The sequence below is a fragment of the Streptomyces sp. NBC_00775 genome (genome assembly GCF_036347135.1).
In the GTDB taxonomy this organism is placed as follows: domain Bacteria; phylum Actinomycetota; class Actinomycetes; order Streptomycetales; family Streptomycetaceae; genus Streptomyces; species Streptomyces lutosisoli.
The window spans coordinates 10,725,515-10,742,543 of sequence record NZ_CP108938.1; the positions used below are offsets into that span (position 1 = coordinate 10,725,515).

11 protein-coding genes and 2 pseudogenes are annotated in these 17,029 nt (G+C 70.5%); 3 read left to right on the forward strand and 10 right to left on the reverse strand.

All coding sequences use genetic code 11. The features are described 5' to 3' along the window. Nucleotides 1-9: 9 nt before the first annotated feature. Nucleotides 10-936 (reverse strand): transposase family protein, encoded by a 927-nt coding sequence (locus OIC96_RS47935; protein ID WP_330301787.1) that lies wholly within the window; start codon nucleotides 934-936, stop codon nucleotides 10-12. 504 nt (nucleotides 937-1,440) lie between these two features. Between OIC96_RS47935 and OIC96_RS47940 the strand changes: the two genes are divergently transcribed. Further along, entirely contained in the window at nucleotides 1,441-1,881 is a 441-nt protein-coding gene (locus OIC96_RS47940; protein WP_330301786.1) for a VOC family protein, read from the forward strand. Between the two features lie 307 nt (nucleotides 1,882-2,188). Here OIC96_RS47940 and OIC96_RS47945 read toward each other — a convergent pair whose 3' ends face one another. The 8 genes from OIC96_RS47945 to OIC96_RS47980 form a co-directional block, all read right to left on the reverse strand. Beyond that, complete coding sequence (locus OIC96_RS47945) at nucleotides 2,189-2,389, reverse strand: DUF5988 family protein (RefSeq protein ID WP_330301785.1); 201 nt, start codon at nucleotides 2,387-2,389, stop codon at nucleotides 2,189-2,191. A 107-nt stretch (nucleotides 2,390-2,496) separates the two neighbouring features. Further along, a complete protein-coding gene (locus OIC96_RS47950) occupies nucleotides 2,497-3,474 on the reverse strand; it encodes a spirocyclase AveC family protein (protein ID WP_330301784.1) in 978 nt (325 codons plus the stop codon). 394 nt (nucleotides 3,475-3,868) lie between these two features. Beyond that, on the reverse strand, nucleotides 3,869-5,269 hold the full coding sequence (locus tag OIC96_RS47955; protein ID WP_330301783.1) for an NAD(P)/FAD-dependent oxidoreductase: 1,401 nt from the start codon (nucleotides 5,267-5,269) through the stop codon (nucleotides 3,869-3,871). Further along, nucleotides 5,266-5,565, reverse strand: a complete 300-nt coding sequence (locus OIC96_RS47960; RefSeq protein ID WP_330301782.1) for a hypothetical protein — start codon at nucleotides 5,563-5,565, stop codon at nucleotides 5,266-5,268. Before OIC96_RS47960 ends, OIC96_RS47955 begins: the two co-directional genes overlap by 4 nt. Beyond that, complete coding sequence (locus OIC96_RS47965; protein WP_330301781.1) at nucleotides 5,562-6,098, reverse strand: acyl-CoA thioesterase; 537 nt, start codon at nucleotides 6,096-6,098, stop codon at nucleotides 5,562-5,564. Before OIC96_RS47965 ends, OIC96_RS47960 begins: the two co-directional genes overlap by 4 nt. Beyond that, nucleotides 6,095-6,793 (reverse strand): 4'-phosphopantetheinyl transferase family protein, encoded by a 699-nt coding sequence (locus OIC96_RS47970; RefSeq protein WP_330301780.1) that lies wholly within the window; start codon nucleotides 6,791-6,793, stop codon nucleotides 6,095-6,097. The genes OIC96_RS47965 and OIC96_RS47970 overlap by 4 nt, the downstream gene beginning before the upstream one ends. Next, nucleotides 6,790-12,432 carry an SDR family NAD(P)-dependent oxidoreductase gene (locus OIC96_RS47975; RefSeq protein WP_330301779.1) on the reverse strand — a complete coding sequence of 1,881 codons (5,643 nt, stop codon included), beginning with the start codon at nucleotides 12,430-12,432 and terminating at the stop codon, nucleotides 6,790-6,792. Before OIC96_RS47975 ends, OIC96_RS47970 begins: the two co-directional genes overlap by 4 nt. Further along, the gene (locus OIC96_RS47980; RefSeq protein ID WP_330301778.1) at nucleotides 12,429-13,928 is read right to left on the reverse strand and encodes an acyltransferase domain-containing protein; all 1,500 of its coding nucleotides are present in this window, start codon (nucleotides 13,926-13,928) and stop codon (nucleotides 12,429-12,431) included. The genes OIC96_RS47975 and OIC96_RS47980 overlap by 4 nt, the downstream gene beginning before the upstream one ends. A gap of 524 nt (nucleotides 13,929-14,452) precedes the next feature. Here OIC96_RS47980 and OIC96_RS47985 point away from each other — a divergent pair. Beyond that, nucleotides 14,453-15,475 carry an ACP S-malonyltransferase gene (locus OIC96_RS47985; RefSeq protein ID WP_330301777.1) on the forward strand — a complete coding sequence of 341 codons (1,023 nt, stop codon included), beginning with the start codon at nucleotides 14,453-14,455 and terminating at the stop codon, nucleotides 15,473-15,475. Between the two features lie 335 nt (nucleotides 15,476-15,810). Here the strand turns inward: OIC96_RS47985 and OIC96_RS47990 are convergent. Continuing rightward, nucleotides 15,811-16,053, reverse strand: a pseudogene (locus OIC96_RS47990) (transposase); the annotation flags it as partial. Here OIC96_RS47990 and OIC96_RS47995 point away from each other — a divergent pair. Then, nucleotides 16,047-16,886: pseudogene (locus tag OIC96_RS47995) on the forward strand (transcriptional regulator); the annotation flags it as partial. The pseudogenes OIC96_RS47990 and OIC96_RS47995 overlap by 7 nt on opposite strands. Between the last annotated feature and the right edge of the window lie 143 nt (nucleotides 16,887-17,029).

The following is a 17,029-nucleotide window of genomic DNA, read 5'->3' on the forward strand; positions in this document are numbered from 1 at the left end:
GGTGGGTGATCAGCAGGCGGTGTCGCGGGCGAGGACGAGTTCGGTGCTGTGCTCGCGGTGGGTGGGTCGCTTGGCGGCCCGGTCGGAGATCAGGGCGGCGATGGCCCGCTGGGTCTCGGGGAAAGTCTCACGGCGGCCGGTGAATCGCCGCAGCGGGGCCCATTGCCGCAGCTCGGCGTTGGTGTGTTCGACGCAGATCCGGGCCGAGGACTGTCGGCGCCGGGCCTCGCGCCAGGCCCTCTTGTCGCCGTCACAGGCGTCCTCCTTGGGCTTCTTCGGCGGGGAGGTGACCTGGCCGGGGAACTCCTTGGCCAGGTCCTGGTAGCCGGAATCGACCTTCGCCTTCACGTCGGGACGGGCCCGGAACTGTTCGGCGATGCCTTCGGTGCGGACGGCGGTCTGGTCGTGCATCCGGCCGGGCCGTTCCACTCCGGAGTAGAGAAGGCGGCCCTGTCCGTCGCTGAACGTGGTGGTCTTGATGGTGTTCTGCTTGCGCTTGCCCGAGACGAACGCCCGGCGGCCGGGGCGACCCGTCTGCGGCCGGCGGACCTGGGTCTCCGCGCCGTCGAGCCGCAGCTCGATGTTCTCGGCCTCGGCATAGGCGAACACGTCCTCCAGCGTGCGCAGGCGCAGGCCGGGCCGGTCGGGGACGGCGAAACCACGCGCCGCGAGCAGGGGCCGGAGCTCGCGGATCGCCCTGCCGATGGTCGAGGAGCCGATGTCGTAGACCACGGCCAGCGCGTCCTGAGGCAGACCGGTACGCAGGTAGGCCAGCGTGATCACCAGCCGGTCGCAGAAGGCGAGTTCGTACTTCGGCCCCGCTCCGGCCTGACGGCGACGGTCGCGCCCGCGCCGGTCGTGACGCTCGCTCTCGCACCGCGATTCCCACCGGGGTTCGATCTCATCGAGCAACTCGCCGAAGTGTTGGCGCGTCACGCCGCAGAAGGCAGGATGAGACAAGGCCGCGCGGGCCCACTTCTTGATCACACTCGAAGAACCCGCGCGGCCATCGTCATGTCACGGCCCTACACCGATCAATCGTGGGTGAGCTCGTTAGAAGGCGCCTGGTGTGATCGTCGGCGCATCCCTCCTGACCTGGTGCTCCACGGACGCCGAGCGCGATGGATCGGCTCCTTCGACACGTATTCGACAGGGGGCGCCAACGTTCACTGGCTACGGCTGCTCCTGCCGGGTATCTGGCTGAGCATGTTTGCTCTGATCCATACCTCGCACAGCGCAGCAACCACGGTGTGGGCCTTCGTGGGAGCCATGCTCATCGTGCTGGCGGTGGGTTGGCACGTCCGGATGAATCTCACCTGGGGCGCGATCCAGAATCTTTCGGAGTTCGGCGGTCTGCGGATGTCGAGAACGTGCCACCGGCTCCGTCCCAGGGGCATCAGCGGCCACCACCGGCCGCACGAGGAAGAAGGAGAATCCAGCATGGCGATTCAGCGGATGGACAACGTCGGCATCGTCGTCGAGGACATGGATGCCGCCGTCGCGTTCTTCGTGGAACTCGGTATGGAGCTGGAGGGCAGGGCGGAGGTCGAGGGCCTCGTCGCCGACCAGTGCACCGGACTCGACGGCGTCCGCTGTGACATCGCGATGGTCCGGACCCCGGACGGTCACAGTCGGCTCGAGCTGGCGAAGTACCGCAGCCCCGCGGTGATCAGCGCCGGGCCGCGCAACCGGCCGCACAACGTTCTGGGCACGCACCGCGTCATGTTCGCCGTCGACGACGTCGAGGACACCGTTGCCCGCCTGCGCCCTCACGGCGCCGAACTCGTCGGCGAGATCGCCCGGTTCGAGGACAGCTATCTGCTCTGCTACCTCCGCGGCCCGGAGGGCATCATCGTCGGACTGGCCGAGCAACTGCGCTGAGAAGGAGGAACCGAACCATGCAGCCGAACGGAAGCCATGAGATGGACCTCGGAAAGAGGTGGCTCGCCACCTCTGAAGTCGTTTACTAGCGTGGCGATAACTTCGCAATTCTGGCTATATTGGGGCGTATTGATCGCGAGAGTATTGGCCCAAAATCGGCTATGACACTCAGCTGTGATCGCGGTTGGCTCCGCGGCTTTGGGCGGGAGCTGTTATGGGGCGAGTGATCATGGCCCATGAAGGTGATGGCGAGTCAGCGTCCCGGCGGCTCTCGTGTCGGCGCGGTGCGTCCGGGCGTCGTCGTACCCTATTCGGCGATCGCCGTGCTGTACATCCACCGGAGGACAGGCAGCCGGCAGCCGTCGATCTCGGCGGTCTCGTCGGTGAGTTCGTAGTGCTCGTGGCGGCCGTAGTAGGCCAGAATCACTCGCTCCGGCGGGCCCGCCGTCTCGGCCGACCGCACCCCTTCCAAGGCTGCCGGTCCACCCTTGAGCAGAATGTCGCACATGGTCATCGCTCCTGTCGTGCGTGCTGAGGCGAGTCGGGTTCACTCCGGACAACCGAAACGAACCGGCGGACGGTCACGGAATATCGATGCTGGTCGTGTAGTCCCTGTCAGGGGGAGACGAGAGCGAGGTACGCGGGGAGATCGCTCACGGGAACTCCGTTGATCGCCATCAGGTATTCCGCCGCCATCCAGACGGCGATGGTCGTGCTGACCCAGCCGACACCGGCCATGACCCGTACCGCCGAGCCCTTCGCTCCGGGAATCTCTGTCAGTCCCCGGTAGATGAGCGGTGTGCCGCCCGCCTGCCACGTCTGTCGCATGAGGGCTAGCGGGGCGGTGCACAGACCGCCGAGGATGAGGGTGTCCGGCAGCGCGATCTGGTACCAGTGCCCGCCCCAGAGCGAAAGTGCCTGCACCCACTCCGCGTACATGTCCATCGAGTAGGTGCCCGCCATGATGAGCGCTCCCTCGACCATTCCCTGGATCAGGAAACTGGCCAGGAAAAGCACCCCGAGACGCCGCGCCGCTCCCCAGTCGGGCCGGCTGCGGAAGAGCCGCCGGGTCACGCGGTCGACGATGAGGACGGGCAGCATCATCGCGGCGTAGTCCAGCCCGGCCGGCGAGATCACCGTGGCGAACTCGTCGCCGTAGTACATGGAGTTGCCGAGGAACGGGACATCCGTGAGCCAGGTGTCCCAGTGGAACACGTACGGGTTCCACTGCACGGCACGTCCGCAGAAGACGTCCAGCCACATGGTGAGGAGCCAGCCGAGAAAGATCGTCGTATCGAAGCCGGGACGGCCCAGGCGCCGCCACTCCCGCGCGGCGATGACCGCGCACCCGATGACCGCGAGGACGATCACCACCTCGGTGATCCGGACCGTCACCGCGGTCAGGTCCGGCAGCGAGGGAGGGCGGGTGTACGTGATCTTCCACCCGCCCCGTGCGGCCCAGTGGGCCAGCGTCCATGCCTGCATGCCGAGGAACAGCAAGCCGAGCACCGCGAACACCTGTCCAGGGGCGAGCGACCGCTTTCTGATCACGTGCTCCGCAACGGTGTCCTGGTAGTTATGACGCACCGTCATTCCTCTTCCCTTCCCAACTCCTGTCGGGGCTTCGCCCAAGGGCGGCTTGGCGCCCGCAGTCCCGGCTGCGACCGGGACCTGCAGGCCGGCGACTACGAATCCGGCGAACAGAGCCGCGTCGAAGGCGGCGCGGGCGCGCGTGACGGCAGGCCCGGATCACCAGGTTGGCGACCTGCACGATGCGGACTCCGCAGACCGCTGCCCATGCCCAGAACGCCATGACCCGCGAGTTGCTGTTCCCGTTGCCGGTGACGCGCGGCTTTCTGCTGGAGGTCCCGGGGCGAGGACGGTGGATTGCGCCACGACGGCGAGGATCCCGACCGCATCCCACAGCAGGACGGGGCGGACTTTGGTGCGCCGCCGGCCGGTCGGCGGGGCAGGCGTGCAGCGCGGATCACGGTTGCTCCCTCGCGGCGGAACGGGGCGCGTGATCGGGATGCGGTTCCGGGACCGGGTGATGGCGGGGTGGTGCACCGGGGCCGAGCAGGACGTCCCACAGAGCGGCGGGAGTGGCCAGTCGGTGCGCAGGTGCGGACAGCGCGACCGCCGCGAAGAACGCAGCGGAGGCGGCGGGCCGGGTTGTGGCGGCGGTGCGCAACCGGTCGGCGGCGTACTGGGCGAGGCGAACGGCCGGCCCGGGGCGGGGACCAGTGGCGCCGGGGTAGCGGATGTCCTCGGTGCTGCACAGCAGCCATGGCAGGTCCGCGGTGCGACACACGGTCCGCTGGATGCGGTGGCAGTCGGTCGACGACGTGAGTGCGCTCAGTCCGGTGGTCCGCAGCGCCTGGCGCAGGGCGAGCGCACTGTGCGCGGCGACGCTCATTCCTTGTCCGTACAGCGGGTTGAACGTGGTGGCGGCGTCGCCGATCACGAGGAGTCCGGCGGGCCAGGCCGGGGCCCGGTCGTAGTGGTGGCGGCGGTTGGCGGTGTTGCGGTGAACGACGGTCCGGCCGGCCGGTTCGGTCCTGTCGAGGAGTTCGGCGATCAGGGGGTGGCGCAGGGAAGCGGCGAAGCGGCGGAAACCCGCATCGTCGGTCGGCGGGTGCGCGCCGCGGGTGCCGGAGAGGGTGACCATCCAACAGCCGTTCTCCACCCGCAGGAAGAAGCCTCCCCGCCCAGGCTCGCCGCACCGCGGGTCGGGCTGGACGGTGACGCAGTCGGGCAGGGGCTGCGCTGCGGTGGGCCGGAGCAGCCGGCTGGCGTAGGCGAGCTGGGAGTCGACCACGGTGGTGTGTACAGGGGGCAGGCCGAGTCCGGTGAGCCACCGTGGGGTTCGGGTGGAGCGGCCGGTGGCATCGACCACGAGGGTCGCGGCCAGTGTGCTCTCCGCCCCATCGGGGCGGCTGCGGGTGAGCACTCCGGTGACCCGTCCGGCGGAGCCGAGCAGACCGACTGCCTCGGTGGCCGGCAGGAAGCGGACCTGTGGGGTGAGGCGGGTGCGCAAGGTGTGCTCGACCAGGGGCCGGGTGGCTCCCACGATGTAGTGCCGGCTGGGGAAGGGGTGCATCCAGCCGTGCGGGCCGTAAATCTGCGTCTGGTGCGGCAGCCCGATGCGGTGTGCGCCGAGGGAGTACAGGGCATCCATGGTCCCCGGCAGCAGGGCATCCATGGCCTCGGCGCCGCTGGACAGCAGTCCGTGCAGATGGCGTCCCTGAGGTACACCGGCACGCGGGGCCGGACCGGCGGGCGGCCGGTCCCGGTCGAGGACCGTAACCTGTGCGCCGTGGGAGGCCAGTGCGGCCGCGGCAGTCAGTCCGGCGATACCGCACCCCAGCACAATCACCTGGGCGGTCATGGCTGCTGCACTCCTCGATTCAGCCCGCGGGGCGCTGCCGCGGGTGCTGTCCGAGGGCTCCCGCCCGCCGCCAGGGCTGCGGCCACCTGGTCGGCGTCCGTCGCCCGGCAGGGCGGGCCCACCATCGTCGCGTCACGGGGCAGGCAGGCAGCGGTGAGTACGCCTCTGCGCAGGACGGGCCCATCGGGCAGGGTGTCGCGCTCGGCGATCGTGACTGTGTCCAGGTGCGGGGCGAGTGCCACGGCGGCGGTCAATCCGGCGATGCCGCGGCTGAGGACCAGCGCATGCCCGCTCACGGCTGGTCCTCGATCTGGGCGCGGCTGATGTCGGCGCCGAGCGTTACGGCGCTTTGGATGATCTCCGCCGGCCAGGGTCCGGGCTCGTAGTGGTCACCACGTCGGTGGGCGCTGGCCCACATCTGCTCTCCTCGGGCGACGAGTTCGCCGTCTTCTTGGCCCGGCTCGGTGATGCGGTGGTACTCGAACTCTGCCTTCATCAGGTGCATGCGTGCCCAGGGGACGGTGATCCGGATCGCGACCCGGTCGCCGTACCAGAGTTCCTTGAGGTATTCGCAGGAGCAGGACTGGGTGAGCATGGCGTAGTCGCCGGAGATGTCGCTGCTGAACATGGGCGCGGTGAGGATTCCTGCCTGCTCGCGGCAGCGGCCCTGCCAGTCGATGAGGCGGGCGTAGTAGACGGGGCCGACGGCGCTGGTGTCGCCGGCGGTGACGGTGTGTTCGAGCGTGAACCAGCGCTCGGGTGTGCCCGTCCGGCTGCCGGTGCCGGTCGTTGTTCCGCTGCGGCGGGTCACGTCGTTGAGGTGCGTCATGGGGTTTCTCCCGGGGCGGGCAGGGTGACGAGGGCGGTCGCGTACCCCGTGCGGTGCGGGACGGGACGGGTGACCGGCCAGGCGGCCGGCGGGGCCGTCAGGTCGTACGCCAGGCATGGGCCATACATCCGGCACGGACCGTCGGCCGACGTGGCCAGGGCGATGTCGACCTCGGTGAAGCAGCGGGCCAGGGCTCGCCCGGTGGCCTTGGCGACGGCCTCCTTCGCCGTCCCTACGGCGTGGAAGGCGAGGGGCCGTTCGCGCGGCGCGAATTCGGTCACGGCGGCCCGCTCACGCGGCGTGAGGGCGTAGCGCAGCATGCGTCCGGTGGCCCGGTCCGCGCGGAGGCATTCGGCGTCCACGCCCACCGGTGACCCGTCTCCGGTCACCGCGAGGGCCGCGAGCGGCCCGCTGTGGGAGATGCTGAACCGGGTGTGCGGATGTCCGGCCAGTTCCGGTCGGCCGTACCGGTCCGTGGTGATGGTGACCTCCCGCACCGGCAGTCCGGTGCGGTGTGCGGGCGTCTGCTTGATCAGGGCTCGGCGGACCACGAAGCGCCGCCGCAGCAGTGCGGTGGGCAGGGCGCGGGCCCGCTGCTGCTCGGCCGCGTCGAGCAGCGGCCACCAGCGGTCGGTCGGCCGGTCGAGGCTGAGCCAGAACACGTCGGCGATGGGGGCGGGGGCGGGGCGCGTCATGGCCGCCACTCCGGGTAGTGGACCGCCGCCGGGAGCTGGTCCGTGACGTGCATCTCGACGCCGGTGACGGCCAGTTGGACCTCTCCGTTGCGCGTTGCCGCCACCGCACGGTCGTCCTCGGTCCGGAACCACAGGTGCAGGCCCTCGGGATGGTCGCGGACGAGTTCGGTGTCGGTGGAACCGGTGAACAGGTCAATGCGGGCGATGGCGACGGGTACGCCCATGACGTGGTCGCCTTCTGGCTGCGGCGGGTAGCGGAACAGGCGGGCGGTGGAGTCGATGAGCAGGGCCGGTACGGCGATGCGCGAGAAGATTCCGTCGGATTCGAGCCGGGGCAGCCAGAGCGCCTCGCTCCCCTCGGGGCCCGCGCAGGGGCGCAGGTTGGTCCGCCAGACGCCGGAGAGCTGGACCGAGCAGTCGGGGCGGGCGGTCGGGCACTCCTCCATCGGGGGCTGCGGAGGCGGGGCGGGCAGCGGAGGCGGTGAGGGCCGCTCGCCGAGAACGACGCCGACGCGGCAGTGCGGGCGCCCCTGCCGCAGTATCCGGCCGGTGCGCGCGACCAGGTCGGAACGGAGTTCGACCCGGACCCGCCCCGTCCCTGTCACGTCGGCTGTGATGTGGCAGACGGCCTCGGCGCTCTTCGGGGCGGTGTAGAAGGGTTCTTCGATGATCACGTCCCGGAAGCCGGTCACGTCGGTGCCGGGCAGCAGCTGCCGGGCAGCTTCGGCGGCCAAAGCGAGCATCATCACCGCGGGCAGCAACGGGCGCCCGTCGACGAGGTGTTCGGCGAGATAGGTGTCGCGGCGCGGATCGGGGCGCCAGATCCACCGGGCGTCGGTGGCGGTGACCTGGTCCGGCGGCCCGAGCAGCCCGCCCTCGAGCGACGGATCCGGGGCGAACCCCGTTGCGCCACCGGTGCTCCAGGCCTGCCCGAGCAGGGGTGCGGGGTCGAGGGGGCGGGGGAAGGCGAGTTCGGCGAGGAAGGCGGCGGCCCCCTCGGCGTTGCTCATGCCGTCGGTGCCCAGGCGCCGGGCGATGCCGCCGGCGAGGTCCTTGACCATGCCGGTGTCCCGCCACAGACCCCAGCCGATCGTCACCTCCTGCGTCGTGTCCTCACCTCCCGGCCCCTGCTGTTCGGCGCGCGCGGCGGCGAGCAGGTATTCGTTGGCCGCCGCGTAGTCCGTGTCGCCCGCGTAGCCGGTCAGGCCGCTCGCGGATCCGAAGCTGCACCACAGGCGTGGTGCCGGGTCGGCGAACGCCTCCTTCAAGTGGTGGTATCCGGCGACCTTGGTGTCGCGCACCGCGCGGAAGTCGTCCAGCGTCTTGTCCGCGGCGGCGGCCGACCGGATCTGCCCCGCTCCGTGGATCAGCAGATCTACGCGGCCGTCCTGTTCGTGGACGCGCCGGGCCGCCCGTACGACCTGGTCGCGGTCGCGCAGGTCGCACACCAGGTAGTGGACGCGGTCGACGCCGCACAGGGTGCGCAGGGTGCGCAGGGTCAGCTGGATCTCGCGGGACCGCAAAAGCGCGTTGAAGCGCCGGTTGAGCGAGCCGACCGGGAGACCGGCGCCGGTGCGCAGCTCGCGCGCCAGCCAGGCGCGGCGGGCCTCGGTGAGCCGGTCATCGGGGGTGTCGAGCAGCTCGCCCGGAACATCCCCCTCCGGGGTGGTGCCCAGGAGCCAGATCCGGGGCCTCGCCAGGCCCGCCAGCGCGAGGAGGCACGCCGCGGTGGCGCCGCGCGCGCCGCCGGTCGCGACCACCACGGAGTTCCGGTCCAGCGGCGGTGTCGCGGTGCGGCGATCGGCGGGCAGCGGGGCGTCACACACCGCTTCGGCGTACCGCAGCCCCTGGCGGTACTGGACGACGGTCCGGTCGCGGCGCGCGGTCCGCTCGGCCGCGACCTGCGCGAGCCCGGACTCCAGACCGGCGTCGCTGACCACTGCGCAGACCGGGCACTTCAGTTCCAGGGCGAGGCTGCGCAGAAAGCCGGTGAGCAGTGTGAGATGGGGGTGGGTGGTGTGGCCGCGCAACGGGTCGAGCAGCAGTGCCGCGACTGATCCGGCGGCGTCGGGGCGCACCTCGCGGACCGCAAGCAGGACGCACTCCTGCAGCCTCAGCAGCGACGGGGGCGGCGGCGCGGGCCAGAGGCGTTCGGGGCGCCGGGCCGAGGCGACGACGAGGAGATCGCCGCAGCGTCCCGCCGCCCGGCGAGCGTTGCGTATGGCTTCGGCGATGGCTGCTTCCTGTGGCCCGGTCCCGGTGACCGTCACGACCTCGTCGTGTGCGGTGCCGGGATCGGTACTGACGATCCGGGCGCCGTGCCGGCGGGCCAGAAGCGTCAGTGACAGGGCCAGGGGGGCCGAGTCGACCAGGATCAGCGTGCCGGGACGGATCGCGGAGTCCGCCGCCGCACCGGGTGACGACGGCTCGATCGGGACGGCGTCGCGGCGTCGGTAGGCGATGACGGAGCGAGACAGGGAAGTCGGCCCGGGGCCGGGCCCGGCGGGTGTCATGCCCTCTGGGGCCTGGGCCACTTCCGCGTGTTTCGCGCCCGGGGTTGCCTCTTCGCGCGCGGTACCGGGTTTCTCTTCTCCCGCGATCGGCGGCATTTCGTTCCGTGCTGCCGGCGGTACGTCGTCGCGGACGGCAGGATTCGGCGTTTCCTGTACAGGAATGGGCCGTTCCATCGGCGCGGCCGCGAACGCGAAAGCCTCATCCGGTACGGCCGGATCCCGAGCGGACGTGGGCACCGGCATGGGGGTCACCACGACGCACGGCCCCGGGTCCCGGTTGCGTACGGCGGCGGTTGGCAGGCCTGAGTACACCGCGCGCAGGACGGCGAGGGCGCCCTCCGCGCCCTGGTAGTCGGGCGTGTCCTCGGAGAGACCGATCTCCGGGACCTCGTCACGGGCTGTGCCGGCGGTGCCTGGGGCCTCGGTCCGCAGTTCGGCGAGTACGGGCCAACCGTGCTGCTCGGTCCGCGACTTGCGGGTGAGCACCAGCAGGACGGCGCCCTCCGCCAGCTGCCCTGCCCGGCTGCCGGTCAGCGCCTCGGCCAGCGGGCCGGTGTGGCCGGCGGTGCCCAGCACCAGGGCTATGTCCAGCTCCCCGGAGGCGAGGTAGCGGCAGGCCGTGTGCAGGGCGGCCTGGGTGGAGGAGCGCCCGGTATCGAGGGCGAGTGCCATGCCGTGCAGCTGGTGCCGGTTGGCGATCTGACAGGAGATCATGTTGGCGAGCTGCCCCGGCATGCTCGCGTCGTTCGCCGCGGGCAGCCGCGCGCGCAACCGGTCCAGGTACCCGCGCAGCCGATCGCCGCTCCCGGTTCCGCACGCGGCGTCGGCCGCTGCCAGCAGGTCGTCGGCGGCGACGCGGACGGTGTACTCGGTCATAGCACGGGTCGGCCCGGTGTGGCCGGTGAACACCCCGGTGGTGTCCCGGTACGGCTCCCACAACTCACCGTGCCCGTCGGCGAACCTTGCCGCGGCCGAGATCGCCATCAGATGCGTACGGTCGATGCTGCGCGCGCTGACCGGGGGCATCCGCAACTGCCGGAAAGGCGGCAGCGGATACTCCTCGCCGAAGACGGCGGCGGGCGCGGGCCCCCGGCCACGCAGCCAGTCCACGATGTGCTGGTCGGACGGCTCACCGGGCAGGTGAGCACTCCAGCCCACGAGGACCGCCGGATCGGCGGTGGTTTGGTGGCGGTCTTCCTGGCTCTCCCCGTATCCCGCGCTGGCGTGCGGTACGGGACCGTACGCCGCCTCGGGGCCGTGCACGACGAGGTGGGCGTTTCCGCCACCGAGGCCGTAGGCGCAGATGCCGGCCGTACGGATGCGGCCGGCACGCGACAGCCAGGGGGTGTCGGCGATCGGAACCGTGAGGTTTCCGGCGCGCAAGCCGTCCGGCAGGCGGGAGAAGTAGCGCTCCGCGGGGATGCTTCCGTGCCGCAGCGCGAGCAGGACGTGGACGAGGGAGACCGCGCCCGCAGCCCAGGCGCCGTGCCCCACCAGCGGCTTGTTCGAGGTGATCAGATGGTGGGCGTCTCCGGCGAGTTCGGCGAGCCCTTCGAGTTCGGCGGTGTCGCCGACCCGGGTGCCGGTGCCGTGCCCCACGATCCAGTCGATGTCGGCGGGTTTCGAGCCGCCCACACTGCGGGCACGCAGCACCGACAGCTTCTGCCCCTCCGGGTCGGGCGCCACCACGCTTCCACTTCCGTCGACGGAGGCCCCGAAGCCGCCGAGCAGGCCGAGGATCTCGTCGCCGTCCGCCAGAGCCCGGTCGAGACGCTTGAGCGCGACGACGGCGGCTGCGTCGGAGAAGAGGACTCCGTCGGCGTCCGCGTCGAACGCCCGTACCTGGCCGCTGCGGGAGAACCCCTGCGCCTTGGAGAACAGCACGAGGTCGCGGCGGGGCCCGGTGTTCGCACCGCCGCACAGCACCAGGTCCCGTTCCCCGGCCAACAGGCTCTTGACCGCCAGATCGACGGCGTACAGGGAGGAGGAGCAGGCGGCATCGACCGCCTGGAACTCGCTGCCCTCGGGCAGCAACCCGGCGCCCGCGTCCCGGATCATCTGGTCGGCGAAGGCCGCACGGGGGTGTTCCGGAGAGTGCGGGTAGCGGGTGGTGAGCAGTTCGCGCAGGGGCCGCGCCTCGTCCTCGGTGTCCGCGACGGCGTCGGCCGTCGCCCGCAGGGTGGCCTCTTCGAGGGCGAGGCTTCCGGGCGGCACAGCGATGTAGGCGCCCATCCGGTACGAATCTTCGCGGGCGACTCCGTCCAGCGCCTGGCGCAGGCAGCGGCGCAGCATCAGACCGGTGCCGTCCGGTCGGACGGCGGTGCCTTCGTCGTCCGGGTGTACGGGTACGGCGTGCGGATATCCCGCAGCCCGGATGTACGACTTGTCCTCGGCCTTGTCGTCGGGGGAGTACCAGTGCTCCAAGGAGAAGTGGCTGGGTTCGCCGAACGTGTTCTGGTCCTGGTTGAGGACGTCCCAGAACTGCCCTGGACTGCCGGCGCCGGGGACAACGATCCCCATGCCCACCACCGCGACCGCCTGGGACGCCTCGGAGGGGCCTGCCTCTGCCGGGGGCGGGGCGGGTTCCGGCGCGGGAGTGAGGAGCGCGATGGCGTCGGCCAGGAGGGTGGCGAACCCGCGGTCACCCGCACCGGCGCAGGCCGCCATGACCGTCTCCGTGCGCACCCGCAGCGGTATCGCACTCCCGGCACCGGCGACGGTTATGTCGACCAGGGTTCCGGCGACCTCGGCCATGAGCGGTGCAGCGGCCTCGTGGCACCAGCGCACCCAGTCGGCAGGGGAATTGGCACCGTCTCGCGATGCCCCGTCAGACGCACCGCCGCCGACGCAGGTGACCAGCCCATCCAGGCGGCGGCCCGACTCGGCGACGGCGCCGAAGGCCGCGCGCACGCCGCTCCTGGTCCGGCCCATGCCTCCTGCACACTGGCCCGATCCGCCCTCGGCGTGCACCTTGGCGAGGATCTGCTCGCCGTCCTCCCGACCACCGCCGCCGTACGCCACGACGACATGGGCACCGCGTCGCGCGCATCCGAGGGCGACGGCTCGCACGATGCCGTACCCCTCACCCACGACCATGACGGTCCGGCCGGCGAGGGTCCCGCTCATGTGGTGCCGCCACGTGCTTCGGAGTCCTGGCCGTCGGCGGCGAGCAGGATCATGAGATCGGCGAGCTTGGGCAGCGTGTTGTAGTCGCGTATACGGAAGTCCGCGGGCGGGGTCGGCAGGTTGTACCGGTCGAGCAACGCGACCAGCAGCTCGGTCTTCTTGACCGAGGCGATGCCGAGGTCGGCTTCCAGATGGGCGTTGTCGGTGAAGACGTCCTCCGGATAGCCCAGGGCCTCGGCGAACGTCGAGCGCAACTCGGCGACAAGCGCACCGTATTCAGGCAGAGCGCCAGAGGAGGCGGGGGCGGAATCTGCCGGGGCCGGTTCCCCGAGGGAAAGGGACTGCTGAGTGGCACCCGCCGCCTGAGCAGGGGCGGCTTCCCGGAGGGACACGGCCCCCGGTGCGGGAGCGGGTGCCGGCACGGAGCGGGCGGCGACCGGTGCAGGGTCCTCGGCGGCCACCGGGCGCGGGGAGGTGACCGCAGTCCGCCGAGCGGGAGCCGCGGCGGCGGCCGGCGGCGCGTCCGGCGCCAAGTGGCGGCCGGAGTGCAGCAGCGCGTCCAGGATCTTCAGTCCGTCCGTGCTCCCCGGCGGCGGGCCGATCAACTCGGCGTCCGGCGGCAGGCATTCGACGGCGCACTGGGTCAGCAGCGGCCGGGGCCCCGCCTCCAGGAAGACGCCCACCTGGTGATGGGCGTGCAACTCCCGTATCGCCCGCAGATAGTTGACCGGGTCGCTCAGATGCCGGTTGATGACGCGCCGTACGTCCTTGACCGTGCGTACCGGGCGTCCCAGCAGCGGGGAGAAGACACGGATGCGCGGTTCCTCAACCCGGTAGGAGGCCGTGGCCTCGGCCACCTGCCGGGCCGCCCCGGCCAGCAGGGGATTGTGATGCGGGTACACCACGAGCAGCCGGGTGGCCTGGATGCCCAGCGCACGCGCCGCCTTCTCCAGGCGGGCGAGCTCTTCGGCGTTGCCGGACACCACGGTCTGCTGGGGCGCGTTGAACAGCGAGGGCTGCAGCGACCAGCCGCCGACGGCCCCGCATAGATGCCCGGCCCGCTGCGCGCCGACCCGCAGAGCCGTGAGCCCGCCAGCGAAGTCACCCTCTGCCAGGGCGATTTCACGCTCGCAGAGCACACGGGCGGCGTCGTACGCGGACAGACAGCCGGCTGCGGCCAGTGCGGTGAGTTCCCCGGTGCTGTGGCCGATCAGAACGTCACCAGGACGGCCGTGCGCTGCCAGTTCCCCGTACAGGGCGAGCCCTGTGGCCAGCGAGGCCAGGTGCAGCCGGACGGGAGTCTGGGCAAGTTCCTCGATCTCCGGCCCGTCGGGGTCGGTGAGCGGGACGGACACCGGCGGAAGCCCGTAGGCACGAGCCGCCCGGTCCACCTCGCGCAGCAACTCGGACACCGGGTGCTCGGTTGCGGCCAGATGCTGCAAGGTCCCGGCCGCGTAGCCGCCGAGCCCCGGCAACTGTATCGCCGTGTGTGCCATGGGGGCGCCTCCATAAATGAGGGGCTACAGAAGACAGGGAAATGTCGAAACGTTTCTGCACTCCCGGCCGAACCAGGCAATAGCGCGCGGCGTGATCGAGTCAATAGCATTGAGAGGCAATGGTGCACTTTCGTGCGATCTCGGCACACGGAATGTACCGACGTGATAGTTTCGGAGGTTCTTTTTCCCTGCGCGTCGGGGAGTTTGCGACAATTTGCACTGACTGTACCTCCCGCTTCGGGTGGATGGCGCTCTCTAGTCGATCACCTTGATGTCATGTGTCGATCAATCACTGGGGAGGGGTCCGTGCGGAATCCATTGGGTTTCCTGCCTTGTTCTTGATTGTTCGGCCTGTCCGGTCCATAGGATTGCATGTTGCGGAATCATGGAGGCGGCCGGAACGTCGTTGCTTCTGTGCAGGACGGCGTCAAATCGGCGTCAAAATCCGATCAAGGAAATCCGGCGAGAAGTTCCGTAACTGATGTGCGTCGGAAAGTGAGGTGGTCGTGCGCAACATCTCGGTAATGGAATTCCCGGGATACGGTGGCTATGTGCCCGGCGCGCTCCGGGGCCTGCCCGGTCGAGTGCCGGAGGTGCGGGCGGTCCTGGACGAGACCGACGCCGCCCTGCGGACGTACGGGCACGGACCGCTGTCCGGTGTGCTCACCGACTCACAGGGGCCGGCCTTCGAGGACCTTGCTCGCTCGACCGTGCTCATGCACGTCGCCACGTTCGCCGTCTCCACGGCGCTGTTCGCTGCCCTGCGCGCCAGGGGGGTAACCGGTGACATCCTTCTCGGCCACAGCGAGGGGGAGTACACGGCCCTGGCGGCGGCGGGCTGCTTGTCCGTCTACGACACGGTGCGCCTGCTGTGCGAACGCGAGGAGGCCATCGAGGAACTGGGAGAAGGAGTCGGCGGCGGCCTGACCGTGCTGATGGCGGACGCTTGGCGCGCCGCCGATCTGTGCCGGGCGGCGGGCGGTCGCACGCTGCGGCTCTCCGTCTTCAACTCTCCCGGGCAGACCGTTGTTTCGGGCCATACCCGGGACTTGGAAGCGCTGGAATCCCTTGCGCGGGCCATGCGCCTGCGGGTGACACGGCTCCTGGTGCCGCACCCGCATCACAACCCGATGCTGGCCCGGGCCGGCCGCCGACTGGCCGCCGTCATGGAGGACTTCACGGTCCACGCCCCGAACACCCGCCTGTTCTCCCCTGTCGCCCTGCGCTTCGTACGGGACGAGCGCGACGCGCGGACGACCATCGTGCAGAGCCTGACCGACCCCGTGCATCACGTCGAGGCGGTACGGATCCTCCATGATGACGAGGAGGCCGGAACATTCATCGAGGTCGGAGTGCGCCCGATGCTCGCCGGGCTCACCGCTGACTGCCTCCCCCGTGGCGTCAAGGTGGTGGGCCCGCCCTACGGGGCGCAGGACGCCAGGCAGGTCCTGGACGCACTGACTGTCGCGCACCAAGCGCCGGGTATTGGCCTGGTCCAGTGGGAAACTCCTGGTTCCTCGCCTACGCGACCGCGAACCTCATCATGACCAACAACCCCGGCCCGCTCCCCACCGGCATGCCCAGCGCCCTCTGGCCCGCACAGCCCCTGAACGCCAGGGAGTGTCTCTCGGCTGGGGCCTCAACGGAGCAGGGTGCAGATCTTGTCAGGGTGCCTCGTTGGGGTGATTCGCAGGAGTTTGACGTTCTCTGGGCCGGACGCCGCCCTCGCCCGGCTGACCAAGAACGTGGAGGCGCTGCGCAACGAAGGGCCACGGAGTTCCGGACAGGGACCCAACAGGGTTGTCCTGGACGGGAAATGAGGAAGAAGTGGCGCCACCCAGTAAAAGGGCGTTTTGTCCTGGCGATGGTGTTTGGTTCGAAGTCAGGTGTCGCGCCAGTTCAGGGTGGATTCGCGGGTGAGGCGTCTGCTTATGACGTCGATCATGGCGAGGCGGATCATGGCTTCGGAGCGGTGCGGGTGTGTCTCGTAGTCGTTGGCGAGGCGGCGGTGGTGCATGAGCCGGCCGAAGGTCCTCTCCACCACCCAGCGTCGCGGGATCACCTTGAAGCCCTTCGCGGTGGGATCCCGGTGGACGGCTTCGACGTCGATGCCCAGGCGACACCCCGGACCTGATCGGCTCCGCGGTCGCCGCCACGCTCGCCGAGCACTCCGGCGATGTGGAAGCCGCGACCAAGGCACGGGTGAAGCGGGCGATCCCGGACGCGATGGCGCTGCTGGACCACAGCCGCAAGGGCAACCGCGACGACGTGGTCGCCCACCCCTGGCTGCCCGACGTCCTGCGCAAGCAGTCCTCCCACGGCACGGACCAGATCTGCGAGGCCCGCCCCAAGTGGGCCAGGCCCGAACTGCCGCCCGGCGAGCACGAGGTCACCGCGCTCGACATCAACGGCGCCTATTTGAGCGCGCTCAAGACCCATCTGCCGCTTGGCCAGCTGGAGCACTCCACCGGCAACCACCACGGCCGCCGCCGAGCCGGCGTCCACCTGATCACCCCGCCCGACTGGGACCACGACGACTACCTTCCGAACCCGATCGGCAGCCGGGACGAGCCGGGCCCGCTGTGGGTGACCGAACCGACCCTGCGCCTGCTGCTTCGGATTTCGGGACCCAAGTACGGCCTGTGCGACCCGCCGGAGGTCCACGAGTGGTGGACCTCCGGTGCCACGGAGGGCCTACTGGAGAAGTTCCGGGTCGCCCTGAAGGACGCTCGGGACCGGGTGATCGCCGAGGACGACGACGTGACGCTGGAGTACGCCAAGCAGATGTACTCCAAGTTCGTCTCCACGCTGGGGGAGTCGAACTACAACCGGGAGCTGTACCGCACCGACTGGATGCACCTCATCCGCTCCCAGGTCTTCGCCAACCTGTGGTGGAAGGCCCACCGCGCCTACGACCAAGGCCTGATGGTCGTCCGCGCCATGGGCACCGACGAGCTCGCACGCCGCCGCGAGGCGTTCCTGGTCTGGGTGGCGGAGCGTGTCGACTCCACCTCTGAGACCTGTGAGGCGGAGGGAGCCGAGCCGATCGCCCCGCAGCGCGAGCCGCGGCTTACCGAGAAGACGCCGACGCGAACCAGTTC

Excerpts from the sequence above, each read along its gene's own strand:
- OIC96_RS47940 (WP_330301786.1), top strand. The coding sequence starts at position 1,441 with ATGGCGATTCAGCGGATGGACAACGTCGGCATCGTCGTCGAGGACATG.
- OIC96_RS47945 (WP_330301785.1), bottom strand. The coding sequence starts at position 2,389 with ATGTGCGACATTCTGCTCAAGGGTGGACCGGCAGCCTTGGAAGGGGTG.
- OIC96_RS47950 (WP_330301784.1), bottom strand. The coding sequence starts at position 3,474 with ATGACGGTGCGTCATAACTACCAGGACACCGTTGCGGAGCACGTGATC.
- OIC96_RS47955 (WP_330301783.1), bottom strand. The coding sequence starts at position 5,269 with ATGACCGCCCAGGTGATTGTGCTGGGGTGCGGTATCGCCGGACTGACT.
- OIC96_RS47965 (WP_330301781.1), bottom strand. The coding sequence starts at position 6,098 with ATGACGCACCTCAACGACGTGACCCGCCGCAGCGGAACAACGACCGGC.
- OIC96_RS47970 (WP_330301780.1), bottom strand. The coding sequence starts at position 6,793 with ATGACGCGCCCCGCCCCCGCCCCCATCGCCGACGTGTTCTGGCTCAGC.
- OIC96_RS47975 (WP_330301779.1), bottom strand. The coding sequence starts at position 12,432 with ATGAGCGGGACCCTCGCCGGCCGGACCGTCATGGTCGTGGGTGAGGGG.
- OIC96_RS47980 (WP_330301778.1), bottom strand. The coding sequence starts at position 13,928 with ATGGCACACACGGCGATACAGTTGCCGGGGCTCGGCGGCTACGCGGCC.
- OIC96_RS47985 (WP_330301777.1), top strand. The coding sequence starts at position 14,453 with ATGGAATTCCCGGGATACGGTGGCTATGTGCCCGGCGCGCTCCGGGGC.